Annotated in this window: 13 protein-coding genes and 1 tRNA gene; 6 read left to right on the top strand and 8 right to left on the bottom strand. The window is 41.9% G+C overall.

Going from position 1 to position 17,846, the window contains the following annotated elements; genetic code table 11:
* Nucleotides 1-551: 551 nt before the first annotated feature.
* Nucleotides 552-1,994 (bottom strand): PDZ domain-containing protein, encoded by a 1,443-nt coding sequence (locus tag B4G81_RS01190; RefSeq protein ID WP_294079209.1) that lies wholly within the window; start codon nt 1,992-1,994, stop codon nt 552-554.
* 181 nt (nt 1,995-2,175) lie between these two features.
* Between B4G81_RS01190 and B4G81_RS01185 the strand changes: the two genes are divergently transcribed.
* The 4 genes from B4G81_RS01185 to cysK all read left to right on the top strand — a co-directional run bounded on the left by B4G81_RS01185 (nt 2,176) and on the right by cysK (nt 7,325).
* Complete coding sequence (locus tag B4G81_RS01185; protein WP_414703140.1) at nt 2,176-4,182, top strand: alpha amylase C-terminal domain-containing protein; 2,007 nt, start codon at nt 2,176-2,178, stop codon at nt 4,180-4,182.
* Nucleotides 4,183-4,207: 25 nt separating this feature from the next.
* Nucleotides 4,208-5,227: a type I phosphomannose isomerase catalytic subunit gene (locus B4G81_RS01180; protein WP_294079204.1), complete on the top strand. Its 1,020-nt coding sequence runs from the start codon at nt 4,208-4,210 to the stop codon at nt 5,225-5,227.
* A 99-nt stretch (nt 5,228-5,326) separates the two neighbouring features.
* Nucleotides 5,327-6,295: a ferrochelatase gene (hemH, locus tag B4G81_RS01175; RefSeq protein ID WP_294079202.1), complete on the top strand. Its 969-nt coding sequence runs from the start codon at nt 5,327-5,329 to the stop codon at nt 6,293-6,295.
* Nucleotides 6,296-6,377: 82 nt separating this feature from the next.
* A complete protein-coding gene (gene cysK / locus B4G81_RS01170; protein WP_294079200.1) occupies nt 6,378-7,325 on the top strand; it encodes a cysteine synthase A in 948 nt (315 codons plus the stop codon).
* A gap of 81 nt (nt 7,326-7,406) precedes the next feature.
* Here cysK and B4G81_RS01165 read toward each other — a convergent pair whose 3' ends face one another.
* On the bottom strand, nt 7,407-8,636 hold the full coding sequence (locus B4G81_RS01165; protein ID WP_294079198.1) for a PLP-dependent transferase: 1,230 nt from the start codon (nt 8,634-8,636) through the stop codon (nt 7,407-7,409).
* A 142-nt stretch (nt 8,637-8,778) separates the two neighbouring features.
* Here B4G81_RS01165 and B4G81_RS01160 point away from each other — a divergent pair, with 142 nt between their 5' ends.
* Complete coding sequence (locus tag B4G81_RS01160) at nt 8,779-11,550, top strand: outer membrane beta-barrel protein (protein ID WP_294079196.1); 2,772 nt, start codon at nt 8,779-8,781, stop codon at nt 11,548-11,550.
* Nucleotides 11,551-11,677: 127 nt separating this feature from the next.
* On the opposite strand, the gene B4G81_RS01155 is transcribed toward B4G81_RS01160, so the two are convergent.
* The 3 genes from B4G81_RS01155 to B4G81_RS01145 form a co-directional block, all read right to left on the bottom strand.
* Nucleotides 11,678-12,652, bottom strand: a complete 975-nt coding sequence (locus B4G81_RS01155; RefSeq protein WP_294079194.1) for a hypothetical protein — start codon at nt 12,650-12,652, stop codon at nt 11,678-11,680.
* A gap of 75 nt (nt 12,653-12,727) precedes the next feature.
* Nucleotides 12,728-13,297 carry a crossover junction endodeoxyribonuclease RuvC gene (ruvC, locus tag B4G81_RS01150; RefSeq protein ID WP_294079226.1) on the bottom strand — a complete coding sequence of 190 codons (570 nt, stop codon included), beginning with the start codon at nt 13,295-13,297 and terminating at the stop codon, nt 12,728-12,730.
* Between the two features lie 90 nt (nt 13,298-13,387).
* Nucleotides 13,388-13,696 carry a DUF4286 family protein gene (locus B4G81_RS01145; protein ID WP_294079193.1) on the bottom strand — a complete coding sequence of 103 codons (309 nt, stop codon included), beginning with the start codon at nt 13,694-13,696 and terminating at the stop codon, nt 13,388-13,390.
* Between the two features lie 258 nt (nt 13,697-13,954).
* Between B4G81_RS01145 and B4G81_RS01140 the strand changes: the two genes are divergently transcribed.
* Nucleotides 13,955-14,031 (top strand) — tRNA-Ala (locus B4G81_RS01140).
* Between the two features lie 102 nt (nt 14,032-14,133).
* Here B4G81_RS01140 and B4G81_RS01135 read toward each other — a convergent pair.
* The 3 genes from B4G81_RS01135 to B4G81_RS01125 all read right to left on the bottom strand — a co-directional run bounded on the left by B4G81_RS01135 (nt 14,134) and on the right by B4G81_RS01125 (nt 17,840).
* Nucleotides 14,134-15,564 carry a tetratricopeptide repeat protein gene (locus B4G81_RS01135; RefSeq protein WP_294079192.1) on the bottom strand — a complete coding sequence of 477 codons (1,431 nt, stop codon included), beginning with the start codon at nt 15,562-15,564 and terminating at the stop codon, nt 14,134-14,136.
* 55 nt (nt 15,565-15,619) lie between these two features.
* The gene (locus tag B4G81_RS01130; RefSeq protein ID WP_294079189.1) at nt 15,620-17,305 is read right to left on the bottom strand and encodes a glutamine--tRNA ligase/YqeY domain fusion protein; all 1,686 of its coding nucleotides are present in this window, start codon (nt 17,303-17,305) and stop codon (nt 15,620-15,622) included.
* 349 nt (nt 17,306-17,654) lie between these two features.
* Nucleotides 17,655-17,840 (bottom strand): hypothetical protein, encoded by a 186-nt coding sequence (locus tag B4G81_RS01125; protein ID WP_294079186.1) that lies wholly within the window; start codon nt 17,838-17,840, stop codon nt 17,655-17,657.
* Nucleotides 17,841-17,846: the final 6 nt, after the last annotated feature.

The following is a 17,846-nucleotide window of genomic DNA, read 5'->3' as shown; positions in this document are numbered from 1 at the left end:
TTGTTTCCTTGAAACTTGCCCCCCTGTCTGTCAAGCAGACTTAGGCAACGCCATATATACCGACTAAAGTCCTGCAGATCCCGGATCCTCCGAATTCACGATTTATTTTTTAGTTTCCTGTATCTTTTATTGAACGGGTACCAATTTTGACCCCGGCTTCTTAAAACCGCGGTCCCTTGTATACTCTGCTTTGTCTTCTTTTTAAAACGTGTATGTAAATACCTAAAGATCGCTTTTCTTTTTCGCCGTCAGTACTTATTTCCTGAAAGCGGGTGCAAAGATAGGGAGTTTAATTTAATCTCCAAAACTTTTTAGTAAGTTTTTTCAATATTTTTTCGCAGCTGAAGTAAAGAATCTGATTTCCAGTGATTACCCTTTATTATTCCAATCTGCTTGTTTTCATTACCTCTATAATGACCCTGCTTTTAAGCGAAAGGGCTACAAAGATAATGTTTCTGATGAATATCTTCCAAATATTTCCCTATTTATTTTTGAATTTTTTATCGGGGCACCTTCACTATCCCATTTATTTCCTCATTTTACTGTTCCACCTAATATACTAACATATGTGAGCTGACTGTTATTTGTGGAGTCACGGCAAAGTTCATTTCATTGCCATCTCGCAATACTATTATATTAATGGATACAGGTGTAGTCCAGTCGACGTATTGATTAAAGTTGAACAAGTAAGAGAAAGCGGATTTATACCGCCGGTTGTTTGAAATAGCTGTCGATACCGCATTATACTTCGACACATCCCAAAACATACATTCTTTAAATCCGTTGGAATCGGTATACCGGGTACTTTTATCCCTCAGATTCATAGTCTCCGCGATAAAACGACGGTATCCTTCCGTTAACGATTGGGAAGTATGGTCAAAATCCTGTCCCTGAATATTGATCACCACATCGCCGGGTAAGATACCTGCTCTTGCAGCCGGCGAACCGGGATCTACCGATGCAACCGTCTTCAGGTCGCCCATGTTATATCCGATACCGGTATAGTTGTATTTCTGATAGTTCACATTATATGTACCAAACGATTTATTCCCCACATTAGGGAATTTCTTTAAAAGAAGAGGAAGATTCATTTCCAGATAATCGACCAAGCTATACTGACTACTTAACCGCTCCTGCACTTCACTCTCCCATATCTGTATCATTTCTCCCGCTTCGACAAACTTCCGGTCATAAAAGCGGTACCCGAATTCAAGGTTATAAGCAATATCATCTACCCGGACTGCTTCCGAAGGGTTATAAAGGGGAAGCTTCAACATACGGTTACTCCTCGTATCAAATCGCCAAACCGGCTGATAGCTTCCATAAGTAGGAGAATCGGGTTTGTACATCGGATTACTCTCATAACTATAATAGGTCTGAATGATAAAATCAGGATCACCGGGATCATATTGAAGTCCCACTTCAGCCAACGCACGGATGAAAATGGCATTGATCCGTTCATCAAGTTGACGTGTACTCTCATCGGAAGTTACAAAGGAAAAAGTACTATAGTTATGGAAGAGGGCGTTTTCATTAACAGTTGTCTTCACCGGGACAACAAATCGTCGGGTTTGCACATCTTCCAGACTATAAAATGCAAACACAGGGGCCAACTGAGCTTCCCTGATAGCATCAGAATGACGACAATCTTTATAAATGGTATATTCCTTAAAAGCATGCCTAAAATTGCGAATGGCCAACATCATCTTGTCCGGATCCTGGTTAAACCATGACATAATAGTCTGATATGATTTCAGGTAAGTGCCATTATGATTTACAGACAGGATTATATCATTGATGTTCAGGCCCGCCTTTTCAGCCGGAGAACCTGGAGTAATATCCACAATTACAGGCTCTTTATATCCCCAGCTTCTATCTTCACTGATTTCAAAAGTAAAACCTAAACTGCAGGTAATTGCTGAATCTTGCGCATATGACTTTCCCGTAAAAAAAAGAATAATAAAAAAAATAACCGAAATAATTCGTTTCATCATGAAATAACTCTTTGTTAAACTTGAATCGCAAAGATATGCATTTTTCTCAATTTTATTTTACCTCCTCTTTTTTAGTATCAAAAATTGAGAGAAATATTTACAATTTCTTATCTTTGTCGTATTGGATTCATATTCACAAAAGGCAACTATGATTTAGCTCCCTTTTAATTTAATGCACACAATGCTTAATATTATTCAGAACGATCCATGGCTCAATCCCTATGCCGAAGCAATCACAGGGCGCCATAACTTTTACCTGAAAAGGTTGTCCGATCTCACACAGGGAGGTAGGATCACCCTTTCCGATTTCGCAAGTGGCTATCTCTATTTCGGGTTACACAAAACAAACGATGGATGGGTGTTTCGCGAATGGGCGCCCAACGCCTCCGATATTTTTCTGATAGGCACCTTCAATGATTGGCAGCGGCAGGAATCATTTCGTTTGAAACGGGTAGATCACGGCGTGTGGGAGGTAAAGGTACCCCCGGGACATATCCATCATGAAGATCTCTATAAATTGCATGTAAGCTGGGAAGGCGGTTCGGGAGAGCGGATACCGGCATGGTGTAGACGTGTGGTGCAAGATGTAAACACGTTCATCTTCAGTGCACAGGTATGGGAACCGGAAAACAGATACACTTTCAAACATACCGATTTCAAACCGGACTGCTCACCCCTGCTCATTTATGAGACTCATATAGGGATGTCAACCGCAGAAGAGAAGGTAGGAAGTTACAACGAATTCAGGGAAAATATTTTACCACGGATAAAAGAGAACGGATACAACACTATCCAGATCATGGCCATCCAGGAACATCCCTACTATGGTTCATTCGGATACCATGTATCAAGCTTTTTTGCGCCCTCTTCGCGGAATGGCACTCCCGATGAACTGCGGGAATTGATTGATGCCGCTCATGAAATGGGTATTGCAGTCATCATGGATATCGTACATTCCCATGCAGTGAAGAACGAAATAGAAGGTATTGGGAGGATAGATGGGAGTTATGACCTGTATTTCCCCCAGGATCCTAACAGGAGGATACACAAAGTATGGGATTCTCTCTGTTTTGATTACGGTAAAGATGAGGTATTGCATTTTCTGCTTTCCAACTGTAAATATTGGCTTGAAGAGTTCCGGTTCGACGGCTTCCGGTTTGACGGTGTTACATCGATGTTGTACTATAGTCACGGCATGGAAGAAAGCTTCAGTTCCTATAGCGACTATTATAATGGCCATCAGGACCCTGATGCCATTTGTTATCTCACACTGGCCAATCAATTGATTCATGATGTGAATCCCCATGCCATCACCATTGCCGAAGAAGTTAGCGGCATGCCGGGATTGGCATTGGACATCCAATCCGGCGGATATGGATTTGACTACCGTATGGCAATGAATATTCCCGATTTCTGGATCAAAACGATCAAAGAAAAAAAAGATGAGGATTGGTACCCCAGCGCCATCTGGTGGGAAACAACGAACCGGCGCACCGATGAAAAAACTATATCTTACGTAGAAAGCCACGATCAGGCATTGGTGGGAGACAAAACTATTATATTCAGGCTGATTGATGCCGATATGTATTGGTTTATGTCGAAACTGATGAGTAGTTCTTATACGGTAGACCGTGGCATTGCCTTGCATAAAATGATCCGTCTGGTAACAGCGACCACTATCAATGGAGGTTACCTCAATTTTATGGGGAATGAGTTCGGACATCCTGAGTGGATCGATTTTCCCCGTGAAGGTAATCACTGGTCCTACAAATACGCCCGCCGTCAATGGCATCTGGCTGACGACCATAACCTGAAGTATCATTATCTGGGTGATTTCGACAAGGCTATGCTACATCTTATCAAATCTGTTCCCGACTTCCAGGCACTTCCTTTAGTAAAGATTTGGGATAAGGATGATGACAATATGCTGGCATATATGCGAAAGGATATGCTTTTTATTTATAATTTCAATCCACAGAAATCGTACAGCGATTATGGTATCCTGGTTCCCCAGGGTGAGTATGAAATTATACTCGATACCGATAATCAAAAGTTCGGAGGATTCGGGTTGAATGATGATACTCTCCATCATTTCACTATGTATGATCCTCTTTATGCCAAGGACGATAAAGGGTGGCTGAGACTTTATCTGCCTGCGCGAACGGCCATGGTAATGAAATTGATATGATGATTTAATGATTAAACAATATAATATGTCTGATAACAATACAATAAAAAATTTGCCTCTCAATAACGGAACACTTTATCCGTTTAAATTCGAACCGATTCTTAAATCCATTATCTGGGGAGGATCGGATATCTGCCGTTTCAAAAATATTAGCCCCATACAGGAAGGTATTGGCGAGAGTTGGGAAATTTCGGGTGTACGTGGCAATATCTCCTGTATCTCTAACGGTCATTTAGCCGGTACATTACTGGATGAACTACTCGACCGTTACAAAGAGAAACTGGTGGGAAAAAAAGTGTACCACAAATTCGGAAATACATTTCCCTTACTTATTAAATTTATTGATGCCCGTGACGACCTGTCCATTCAAGTACATCCCGACGACACACTGGCAAAAAAACGTCATAATTCATTTGGGAAAACCGAAATGTGGTATGTTATCCATGCGGCGCCGGGTGCATATCTCTATTGCGGATTCAAGGAGAATATCACCCCCGAAGAATATCCGGAAACGGTAAAGAACAATACTTTTACCGACAAACTCATGAAGTATGAGGTAAAAGCCGGAGATGTCTTTTATCTTCCTGCAGGACGTGTGCACGCTATCGGTTCGGGATGCTTTATTGCCGAGATACAACAGACCTCCGATATCACTTATCGTATTTATGACTATAATCGTAAAGATGCTTCAGGAAACAGCCGCGAACTCCATACCGAACTGGCAAAAGAGGCCATCGATTTCAAAGTATATGATTCTTATAAGACAGAATATGAAAATCAGGTGAACCAACCCGTAGAATTGGTCACTTCACCCTATTTCACTACTCACTTGTTAGAAGTAAATGCTCCCATGGAACAGGATTATAACGATCTCGATTCATTTGTTATTTATATCTGTATGGCCGGCCACTGCACGGTGAAAGATGAAAAAGGGAACAATGAAGTCCTCCGTAAAGGGGAGTCAATGCTTATTCCGGCAGACACAAAATCAATTACGATTATACCTGATGAATTTACGCAGTTGCTGCAAACCTGCGTGAAATAAAGATGCGTTGATTGGGTAATATATTGCTGTGATAATTCGGTAATGCAATGTGGATGTGTAATGATTTCGGCGATATGATAATAATTGGCAATTGGTAAAATGAGAGGTATATTATTAATAAATGTGGGAACCCCTGCGAGTACAGCACCCAATGACGTAAAAAATTTTATTTGCGCCATGCTCTCTGACCCGCTTCTAACTGGAAAATCCGAATGGTGGTCGAAATTCCTTGCAAAAAATATAATCGCACCGGGCAGCGGATCACGGGTCTCTGATAAATATGAACTGATCTGGCATAACGAAGAGACATCTTCGGTCTCTCCTCTCATTTATCACATGCAGCAATTAGCACAAAAACTGGAAGAGCAGAAAGGCATTCCGGTGGAAATTGCCATGCGTTATGGAGAGCCGGATGTAGCCGGTGCTTTTCGTGAGTTGGAAAGAAAATGCCCGTTACTGCATGAGGTAATAGTGTTCCCCCTCTATCCTCATTATGCTCAATCTACTACCCAGACTTCGAAGGATATGATTGGGAATGTCTTCTATAAACATCCCCATTCTTTCCGGTTGAAGTTTGCCGACCCCTATTATAATCATCCCGCTTTTATTCACGCACTCATATCCAATGCAAAGCCTTACCTGGAAGATATCGACAAATTGATATTCTCCTACCACAGCCTTCCTCTGACACAGGTAGAAACAGGATGGAAAAAGGGAAAAGAATATGATTATGTCTATCAATTAAAAGAGACAAACCGGTTATTTTGCAATAAACTGAGTATCGATCCACATGACACATTCCTTTTCTACTCGTCACAGAGGGGAAAAAATTGGCTGAATCCCTTTCTCGATACCGACATCCGCGATCTACCCAAATTGGGATGGAAAAAAGTGGCAGTAGTAACGCCGGGATTTCCCGTCGACAATCTGGAAACACTCTATGATGTTGATATCGAAGCACGTAAATTATTTATGGAGGCGGGGGGTGAAAAATTCACCTTTATACCGGCACTCAATAGTAATGATATGTGGGTAGAGGCTATCTGGAAAATTATTGAAAGGAGTTGATAAATTAAATATACCATAATTGTGCTATTTTAATCCAGTATTATATCCCCTATTTTTGTCAAAAATTTCAATATTGATTATTATGACAAAAATTGCAGAAAAATTAACAGATTTGATAGGTAATACTCCTTTAGTAAAACTCAACCAGTTCAAACAATCAGAGGGGGTGAATGCCAATCTTATTGCAAAGTTAGAAAGTTTCAATCCGCAGGGTAGTGTAAAAGACCGTATTGCGCTGTCAATGGTGGAGGCAGCTGAACAGAATGGCTTGCTTAAAGCCGATTCAGTAATTATTGAACCGACAAGCGGGAACACGGGTATAGGCTTGGCTTTTGTATCTTCTATCAAGAAATACAGGCTTATTCTTACCATGCCTGAGACCATGAGTCTTGAGCGAAGGAATTTATTGAAAGCACTGGGAGCAGAATTGGTTCTTACACCCGGGACTGAGGGCATGAAGGGAGCTATAGCGAAAGCATCCGAGTTACAGGCAGAATTACCAAATGCCGTTATCCTTCAGCAATTTGAAAATCCGGCCAATCCGGAAATACATTACCGCACTACAGGAGAAGAGATATGGCGGGATACCGATGGAAAAGTGGATATTCTTGTGAGCGGGGTCGGAACAGGAGGTACCGTAAGCGGAGCAGGAAAACGGCTGAAAGAGTTGAATCCCGATATTAAAGTAGTAGCAGTAGAGCCTACAGATTCTCCCGTACTCTCCGGGGGTGCTCCGGGTCCCCACAAGATTCAGGGAATCGGCGCAGGCTTCGTTCCCGGAACATACAATGCCTCCGTAGTGGACGAGGTAATCACTGTGAGCAACGATGATGCAATTCGCACCAGTCGCAAGTTAGCGGCAACGGAAGGATTGCTGGTAGGCATCTCTTCGGGAGCGGCTACATACGCTGCGCTACAGCTATCTAAAAAACCGGAAAACGAAGGTAAGAATATTATAGTTGTTTTACCGGATACGGGAGAGCGATATCTCTCTACCTTACTTTATGCGTTCGATGAATATCCGCTATAATAGAAAATAACAAAAAACTATCGCCCCATACCGTTTTTACGCAGTATGGGGCGATTATTATATTATATCCAAAGAAATTTATTATCCCAGGGCCTGACAAATATCTCCAAACAGCTCTTCGACATTTTCCAATCCCACCGATAAACGTATCGTTGTTTCCTCCACGTTCATCATTTCCCGCTGCGCAGCAGTGAACGAACCAAAAATAGTACTCGCCGGATGGATGATCAGCGAGCGGTTATCGAAGAGATTGGTCGCACGACGGATTAGTTTAAGCTTATTCATAAAGGCAAAGCACTCTTCTCTCGATCCCAGGTCGAAGGTGAGCATGGCACCGGGATAATCACCGAATTGCTTTCTACTCACTTCATAGAATGGATTATTTTCTAATCCGTTATAATTCACCATCCGCACTTTTGACAAAGTCTGTAGTTTCAGGGCCAAATCCATGCAGGAAACAGCCTGTCTATCGAAACGTATCTGCAAGGTCTCTAAACCAAGCGTCTGCATGCAAGCAACATCGGGTGTCATATAGGCTCCCAGATTCCTATGCACTTCTTTCCGTAATCTGGTGTGGAAAGGTGATTGAGCTGAACCGGCCAGCGCTTTCAGTGCGGGCGCACGATACTGATCAAACCGACCATAATCGATGATCAGTCCACCAAGACTGGTTGCTCCACCCGAAATATATTTAGTACTTGAAACCACTTCAATATCCACCCCAAAATCAGCAGCATGGAAAGCAGTGAATGGTATGATTGTCGTATCAGCAATCAACGGAACATTCCTGTCATGGGCAACATTGCTCAATCCCTCCAGATTGGCTACTTCCATTTGGGGATTGGTTATTATTTCCAGAAATACCGCGCAGGTATTCTCGTCGATAGATTCCGCAACTTCCTCCGGCCGGGTCAAGTCACAAAACCTCACCTCCATGCCGAATGCCTTCAGAGTATTTACGAAAAAGGAATAAGTATTTCCAAAAAGATGACGGGAGGTAACCAGATTACTGCCACTCCATGCCAAAGTAATCAATGTATTACTGATTGCTGCCATACCGGAATTGAGAGCAGTCACACCATATGCGCCTGTCACCCTTTTCACTCGTTCCTCAAAATATTGCACCGTAGGGTTGGTTATACGGGAATAAGTATGTTCGTCCGTCCACCCGCAGAAAGCGGCTTCCATTTCCTCGGCAGTTTCAAACTCATAAGCCAATGCATGGTAAACGGGAATTGAGAGTGCGCCATAAGGATCCTGTTTAGGATAAGACGTGCTCAATAGTTTCGTTTCATACTCTTGTTTGTTCATTATTTACTATTCGAATTTAATTTCACAAAGATACAACAGATAATTCTTTTTTTTCTATTCATCGACAGAAAACAGCGGTTCATCTATTTCATTTGTCGCACATTTATTTTAAACTTATTTTTGCCGACTGATGAGAAAGAGGGTGATTATATTCATTTTTGCATTTGTATGCATCCATGGGATGATTGCCCAATCACCTCAGAAAGGGATTATTACAGGGAAAATCATTGACGCAGAAACCGGTCGGGCCATACCTGCAGCCACAATCCGTATCCTCCAACCGGAAGACAGTACGTTGATCACCGGAATATCTTCCAACGCCGACGGCTCCTTTTCTATCGCTGTAGCGCCCGGCACATATATCACCCAGATATCTTTTCTCGGCTATCAGGATATATTTCAGGATGTTTCTCTTACAACATTCCATCCGACAATCTATTTAGACACACTCACCCTATATGAAAATTCTATTTTACTGGAAGAAACCGTTATCACTGCACGTCCTCCCGAAATCATCGTAAAAGGAGATACGGTGGAATATAATGCCGATTCATACAAAGTGGCTGAAATGGCAGTGGTAGAAGATATCCTCAAAGAAATGACGGGTGTGGAAGTCGATGCTGACGGTAGCATCACAGTGGATGGAAAAGAGATTAAAAAGATATTGGTAGACGGCAAGGAATTTTTCAGTGACGATCCCAAGATTGCATCCAAAAATCTGCCTGCAAAAATGATAGATAAGTTACAGGTACTCGATAATAAGAGCGAAATGGAAAAAATAACCGAATTCGATGACGGGATAGAAGAGATGGTGATCAACCTCACTCTCAAGCCTCATATGAAAAAAGGAGCTTTCGGAAATGCTTTCGCGGGCTATGGCAGTAAGGAACGCTATGAAGCCAATGCCATGGTGAACTATATGAAAAACAGAGACCAGGTGACTTTCATAGGAGGGGTCAACAATACGAACAATGCCGGTTTCTCCGACTTGGCTTCCACTGTATTCGGCGGACGAAGTGGAGGGAATAACCGAAATGGAGGAAGGGGCGGCAATAATGGAATCACAACATCAGAAAATGCCGGTCTCAATTTTAGTAAAGAATACTCAAAACCTCTGGAAATAGGGGGTAATTTACGCTATAGCCGTACTCATACAGAATTGATATCCAAGATGTATGCACAAAATATTTTGAGCAAAGGAGACACTTTTGAATCAGAGAATGAACGGTCCGACAGCTTCAGCGATAATGTAAATTTTGATTTACGAATGGAATGGAAACCCGATTCGCTCACTACCCTTATTTTTCGTCCCAACGCTTCATTTCAAAGAAATGAAAGGGATGAGGATGGAAATTTTATTACTACCCGCGAAAATGGGGATACTATCAATTTTGGAAATTCCGATTATGCGTCACACGGTGACAGGTTCAACTTGGGTGGAAACCTTCAACTCAGCCGTCGCTTTGGGAAAAAGGGGCGAGTCATCAGCATTGGCCTGGGTAGCGGCCTCAATGATTCAAAAAGCAAAGTAAACAACCTATCAAACACCTATTATACCGGGAAAAAAAAGGACGACTTGATCGACCAGCGCATCACCAATCAAAATAATGGTACGAACTGGCGTTCTTCCATTTCGTATGTAGAACCGATAGGGAAGCGGAAATTTCTCCAGTTCACCTACAGCTATCATCAAAATTCGTCCCAATCAAACAAAGATACCCGTACACAAGATGAGAAAGGTAATTACACTGTTTATGATAAAAAATACAGTAAACTACAAGAAAACAACTCGACGAACCAGAATATAGGCTTCACTTTCCGCTCGAAAAAAGAAAAATATAACTACTCCGTGGGGTTCAGTGCCTTTCCTACCTCTTCCCAAAGGAAGACATTTATCGGCGATTCACTGATCAGCGATCTTACTCAAAAAGTGACCAATTATTCACCCAACGCAGAATTCAATTATACATGGTCCAAACAGAAGAATCTACGATTTACCTATACCGGAACTACTAACCAACCTACGGTCAACCAAATATCACCGGTAATGGATATCACAAATCCCCTGAACGTCACTTACGGTAATCCTGATCTTAAACCCTCGTTTAATCACCGTATCAATATGAGATACCATCATTCTCAACCACAGGATAACCGCTTTTACATGTTAAATACCAGTTTCAACTATACGACTAATGCAATAGTTACATCCCGTTTCACAGATCAGGAATCGGGAAGAAAAGAAAATACCTACATGAATGTGAATGGTAACTGGGATGTCAGCTTGCGATTCACTACCACTCAACCGATCATAAGTAAAAAATTCACCGTCACTACAACTTCCTTTGGAAGTTACAAACAAAACAACGGATTTTCCAATCTTGAAGAGAATGTAAGCAAACAGATCAATCTTTCCGAAAATCTGAGTCTTAATTACAGTTCCTCGAAAATAAGTCTTTCAGTAAAGGGTAATATTACCTATAATAAGGTAAAAAATACTCTTGAAGGAAAACAGGACAGGGAATTTTTTAATTATGGCACCTCAGCCAATACAATCATCTATCTACCGTTCAACTGGAACGTCCAGAGTGATATACGCTATTCTACTAATTCAGGCTATGCAAATGGATTCAAACAAAAAGAAGTATTATGGAATGCGTCTCTGGAAAAACAAATATTGAAACAGAAAAACGGTATTATCCGGTTAAAAGTATATGATATCCTGCAACAAAAAAGTAACATTCGCAGGAATATATCATCAAACTTTATTCGTGATACCACCACTAATACGCTCACCGGTTATTTTATTTTCCACTTTGTATACCGTTTCAATGTATTCAAAGGAGGAACACCGTCTCGCGGCGAGATGCAACGAAGAAATAATAGGGAAAGAAGAAATTCCGGAAGAGGATAAATAATTAAAAATCGGGAAAACGGAATCTCTCAAAAGGCGTTGTCAACGTCTTCCGGTATCTGTAAACCTGATATACCCAATAAAGGACAAATCCTGCAATAATATTATTTTTCAGAGACATAACCAATTATCTTTTTAATATCCAGGCATCAGTATGCCGGGGAAACTTTTTATGTACTTCTTTTAAGTAAACGTCTGCCGCATTTTTATCAGTAAACGATGCTGCATAGACGTCAATACGGTCGGACCGTTTCAACCATCCTGTTTGATGAAAACCTTCGTCGAGCAGCAGTTTTGTGGTCTTTTCGGCCGATTCAACTCCCTTGAATACTCCCATCACTATATAATATTTAGGCGCATTAAGTTCTGCATTCGCTTCGATAACATCCACGATAGGCAAGGTTGCATCGGTCGGAGTTGAACTAACCGATAACTCTTCGACTCTCTTCGCATCTGCTGTTTTATTCGCCTTGACTACAGTAACATTATTCGCCGGTTGTACTACTTTGGGACGAAACCACTCAGTTTCAGAAATTATCCGGGCAGACTGGCGGCGAATATTTGTATCACTTACCGGAAGAATAATCATTAGCACGGCAATGGCAGCTACCGCAGCAGCTGTAACACCTACGCTACGCCTCCAATTGCGGACGGCTTCATTTTCCCTGACTGCCACAACAGGTTGTATCTGTATCAACGGTTTCAAGGTAGCCTGGGTCAGCCCAAAAAAAGAAGGACGTACAAACGTTCCCGGAGTATATACAAAACGTTTATCATCATACATATTGAATATACCCAAGCTCCCCATGTCTACCTGTAAATGCTCATGTAACCGGCGTTTCAATTCTTGCACATCCTGTTCAACTTGCTCCATGGCCAACTCGAATGTCATGTTGCCATTCTTCATATAAGATTGGGCCAATAATCCATCATTATGGGAGAGGTCACGGTTAAAAACCAGTTCACATGAAGGAGCATGAAAGGTCGCTATCCCATCCCTACGGGGAGGAATGGCGTTTACCACGAAACCGCCGAAACCGGGGATAATCACACAATTATGATCATGTAGTAAAAACTCAATATGGGATACTAGTCGATTCATATAACAAAGATAACGAACTTTGGAACGAATCCGATAAAAACAACGATTTTTTTCTCTAAAAGTTTATCTTTGTCTTCACTTATTCACAGATTTGACCTTTTCCGGATTATGGATCGCATAATCTTTCCAGCTTTTGTATTTTTTGTCTCCGGCAATAATATCAGATTGGTAGAAATGACACAATGCAGCAGCAAGTCCGTCCGACGCATCCAATTGCGGAAGCATGTTTTCATCCGGAATACGAAGTATCTTCTGCAACATATAGGCGACCTGTTCTTTGGAAGCCCGACCATTCCCGGTAATGGCCATCTTTATCTTCAATGGGGCATATTCAAAAATGGGAATATCCCTTGAAATGGCAGCCGCCATCGCTACACCCTGGGCACGTCCCAGTTTAAGCATACTCTGTACATTCTTACCAAAGAACGGAGCTTCAATAGCCAGTTCATCAGGGAGATACTCTTCAATAAGCCCTATAATCCGGGCATATATACGCGCCAGCTTCAGGTAATGGTCGTCATATTTGTCTAACTGCATTACTCCCATTGCCTCGAGACAGGGTTTATTCTCGAGAACCTTAAGTATACCGTATCCCATCACTTGCGTGCCGGGGTCAATCCCCATTATAATCCGCTCTTTCCGCATCATCAATATTCACTCACGTTAGATATTTGCTTACCATGGCAAAATACAAACAAATCTGATTCTAGCCATTGGCTTATCGCAAATAGTGTATTAATACTCTATTGTTTGCATTACGATGGAAAAACCCGCCATCTTTTCTTTGAATTTCTTCAACAACGGAGCATATATCCCCCCACTCTCTTCCCTATTCCAACGCTCTAATACATCAATATTAGCGGCCTGGAATTCGATGGCGAAAGAGTGTCCCGGTTCTTCTTCCTTACCAAACACACGTGATAGACGAGGAGATGTAAGCAAGCCACTTTTGGTAGACATAGGAATAAAATACTGAAGCATATATTCTATAAATTCGTCTCGAATATCTTCTTCTACATGGAAGGTCGTATTAAAAACAATCATATTATCGTGATCTTTGAATTTTAGGAACCATTCTTATTTTGAATTTTGTTGTCAGAAATGATATAAACCCGTTATCTCAAATCGGAACTATCTTTCGGAATTGTTTACATTTTAAATCGGCAGATCAAATTTACGGCTATTTTATCAGAAAAACAAACGATATGGAGGCAAAGAAATCATGCGATGAAATTGATTATTTCAGAATAATTATTATCTTTGCACCGTCTAAAGCGATAGACTCTTTTTATAAGTAATCATGGGGGTTTAGCTCATCTGGCTAGAGCGCAACACTGGCAGTGTTGAGGTGACCGGTTCGAGTCCGGTAATCTCCACCAAACACACACATGATAATCAATCAATTAAAATCATGTCGAATAAAAGGCGGACTATTCCTAAAGAAGTAGCCCGTTTTTTTATAAAAAAACGGATGCTAACAATCAATACTTTATATTCTTGAATAGCACTCTGTTTTCCCGGGCTTCATTGAGCCGCGTTAGCATCCTCTCACGAGTGTAATCGGAAAAATCGTTATTGTCGTTACCTGTAATCAGATTAAGCAGATCTTTCAACTCTTGGTCCGAAAATTGTTCCATGATCTGGTCAAACGGTTCTTTGGAGCCGATTTCGAAACGGATAAAGGCTAGCCTCGATTTAACAGTAGGAAAATCAGGGGCAATCTCCAATAATTCTTCCAGGTAGCCAGCTGCCTGTTCAAATTTTCCTTGCGCCACACTGATATTGGCTAATCTATCCAGCACATCCTCATTTCCTTCCGATGCAAGAGCCGCTTTCATATAAGCTGCCTCTGCTCCAACAAAATCTTCTTCATGGAAAGCTAACTCTCCCTCCAGCATAAAATAATCAAACGTTTCCTTTTCCGACTCCGGAATCTGAGAAAACAGTTCTCTCGCCCTATCATACTCATCCTTATTGATATAGACAAAAGCCCGCTTCGCCAACGCTCCTTCACTTCCCAGTATCTTTTCCCTTTTATCTATAAGTTCCATCATCTTATCATACTGTTCCATAGAACCATAAGCCTCTAAAAGTGAATCATATACCGCTTCATCCCCGGGCGACTTTTCCAGACATTCTTCAAAAAGGGCAATTGCACCCTCTACGTTATCATTCAGGTAAAGTGACAACGCTTTCATCTTCAGAATGGCTACATCCTCATCGTTGATGGTAAGTGCAAAATCGAATGCATCTATGGCCTTGTCATGCTGCTCGTTCATGGAATAGAGTTTGCCAATATTCACCCATCCGTCATACGAATAAGGATCGATGTCAAGCAACCGGTTGTTATATTCTATTGCTTTATCCAGATCACCTTTCATCTCATAAGCATAAGCAAGATCAACAATAACATCACTGTTCGAATCATTGATCTTCATGCTTTCTTCTAAAAATGAAATGGCCCGATCGAAAAGATCCACATCATTGAATATATATCCCAGTTCCGTAATGAAGAAGTAAAGATCATCTATGGGAAGTTCCTGTTTCAATGTAGTATTAATCAGTTGATCAGCTGCGGTCTGATTCCCCCTGTGTAGCAATGATTCTATCTTCAATAGAGCCAGGTCCACTTCCCCTTCATCCGAAATCCGCTCCATATAGTCGAGCGCATCCTGATACTTCTCAGAATAGACAAGCATTTTTGCCTTCATCAGCATCAACTCGGGACTGCCGGGATGCATCTTTAGCCCCTCATTGATGAGTTCTTCGGCTTCTTCGTTATCACCTTCCGCATTGTAGTACTCGGCAAGCATGGCAAACTCGTCGGCATCGAAATAAATCTTCCTGCCAAGCACACGCATATGCTCATATTTCTCAATCAATGAGGTTATGTCCAATTCGTTATCGTCCATTTACAGTCTCCTGCGGTCATACAACCATAATATAGCCGCATAATAAAACGGGTCATTATTTTTTCCAGGAATCCTTGAGGGCAACCGTCCGGTTGAATACCAAAGCATTTTCTGTGGAATCCGCATCCACATTAAAATAGCCGATCCGTTGGAATTGGAAGCTATCCAGCGGCTTTGCCCCTTTGAGATATTCTTCCATCTTACATCCCTTTCTCACGATAAGTGAGTCGGGATTCAATAATTCCCTGAAATCCTTTTCTTTCTCACTTGCCGGGTCTTCCACCATAAAAAGGCGGTCATAAAGTCTTACCTCCGCATCTATACTATGTGGCACGGAGACCCAGTGGATGGTTCCTTTTACTTTCCGGTTGGAATCGGGCATACCGCTCTTGGTCATCGGGTCATATTCGGCATACACCTCTATCACGTTTCCCTCTTCGTCCTTCTTGCAACCGGTACATTTTATGATATATCCGTTCTTCAGACGTACCTCATTACCGGGTGTCAGGCGGAAGTATTTCCTGGGAGCCTCTTCCATGAAGTCATCACGCTCTATCCATAGCTCGCGGCTGAATTTCACTTTTCTACTCCCCATGCTTTCATCCTCCGGATTATTGATTGCCTCCATCTCTTCTACCTGGCCTTCCGGATAGTTGGTGAGGACCAGTTTGACGGGATCAATCACCCCCGAGACACGTATTGCATGGGCGTTCAAATCTTCGCGCACTGCATGTTCCAGCAAAGATACATCATTGATGGCCTCATATTTCGTATAGCCAATCTTGTCGATGAAACTGCGGATCGCCTGCGGTGTATATCCTCTACGGCGCATACCGGTCAGGGTCGGCATCCGGGGATCATCCCATCCCGACACCAATTTCTCCTGTACCAATTGCAACAGCTTACGCTTGCTCATCACCGTGTAGGTGAGGTTCAACCGGTTGAATTCGGTCTGCCGCGGACGGTAATCACTGTCGGCCAGTTGATCGATAAACCAATCGTATAACGGGCGGTGTACTTCGAACTCCAAAGTACAAAGTGAGTGTGTCACTCCCTCAAAGTAATCCGACTGTCCATGTGCGAAATCATACATCGGATACGCCTTCCATTGCGTTCCGGTACGGTGGTGTGGAATATGGATTATCCGGTAGATAATCGGATCACGGAAATGCATATTCGACGAAGCCATGTCTATTTTGGCGCGCAATACCATCTTTCCTTCGGGGATCTCATCACTGTTCATTTTCTCGAATAGTTCTAATGATTCTTCGATGGGACGGTCACGATAAGGGCTATGCCTTCCCGGCACAGTAGGAGTTCCTTTTTGTTTTGCGATCTCTTCGGCCGACTGCTCATCCACATAGGCTTTGCCCTCTTTGATAAGTTTTACGGCAAAATCCCACAACTGCTGGAAATAATCGGATGCGTAATAGACATTCTCCCAATGAAATCCCAGCCATTCTATATCCTCCATAATGGAGTCCACATACTCCACATCTTCCTTCACAGGATTGGTATCGTCGAAACGAAGGTTACAGATACCGTTATATCTTTCTGCGATGCCGAAATCGAGGCAAATCGCTTTGGCATGCCCGATATGCAGGTAGCCGTTGGGTTCCGGCGGAAACCGCGTCTGTATGCGGCCGTCGTTTTTTCCTTCTTTCAGATCGTTTTCCACAATCTGTTCTATAAAATTAAGGCTTTTCTTATTGTCTTCCAACACTGGACTTTCTGTACTCATATTATTGAATTATCTTAGAATGTTTTCCAATCCCTTTGGATCTCTTCTACTGTCCCATATAGTTAATACATATATAGCGTCTTTTCTAACTTCATAAAAAATTAGATAGTGGACACAATCTTCACACGTAAATTTTTGTCATCTGTCAGCTTTCCTATTTGAGGATAGGACGAAATTAATCTTAAAGCCTGACTGAATTGCTCATTTAACTTTTTGCTATAAGCTTTAGATTGATTACGTCTACCAAAATATTCAAGGATTCGTCTTCGATCATCCCGAGCCAATTCTGAAAGTATTACTCTTCGAGCCATTGCCTTATCTCGTTTTCGACCTCTTCATTGTCGTAAATCTACCCATTCTTAATCTGTTCCCGAGCAATAGCAATGGCGTCTTTCTGATCATCAGACAAACAATAAACATCCTCTAACTGATTATCTTTTTGAATAAAAAGATAAAGTTCATCCAATAATCTCTCATTCTGAGACCGGTTGATTTCATCTATCAGCTTTCTCCGTTTAACCGCTATTGTTTTCATAACCAA

The sequence above is a fragment of the Proteiniphilum sp. UBA5384 genome (assembly GCF_002410825.1).
GTDB lineage: Bacteria > Bacteroidota > Bacteroidia > Bacteroidales > Dysgonomonadaceae > Proteiniphilum.
This window is presented reverse-complemented; position numbering and strand designations above follow the sequence as displayed.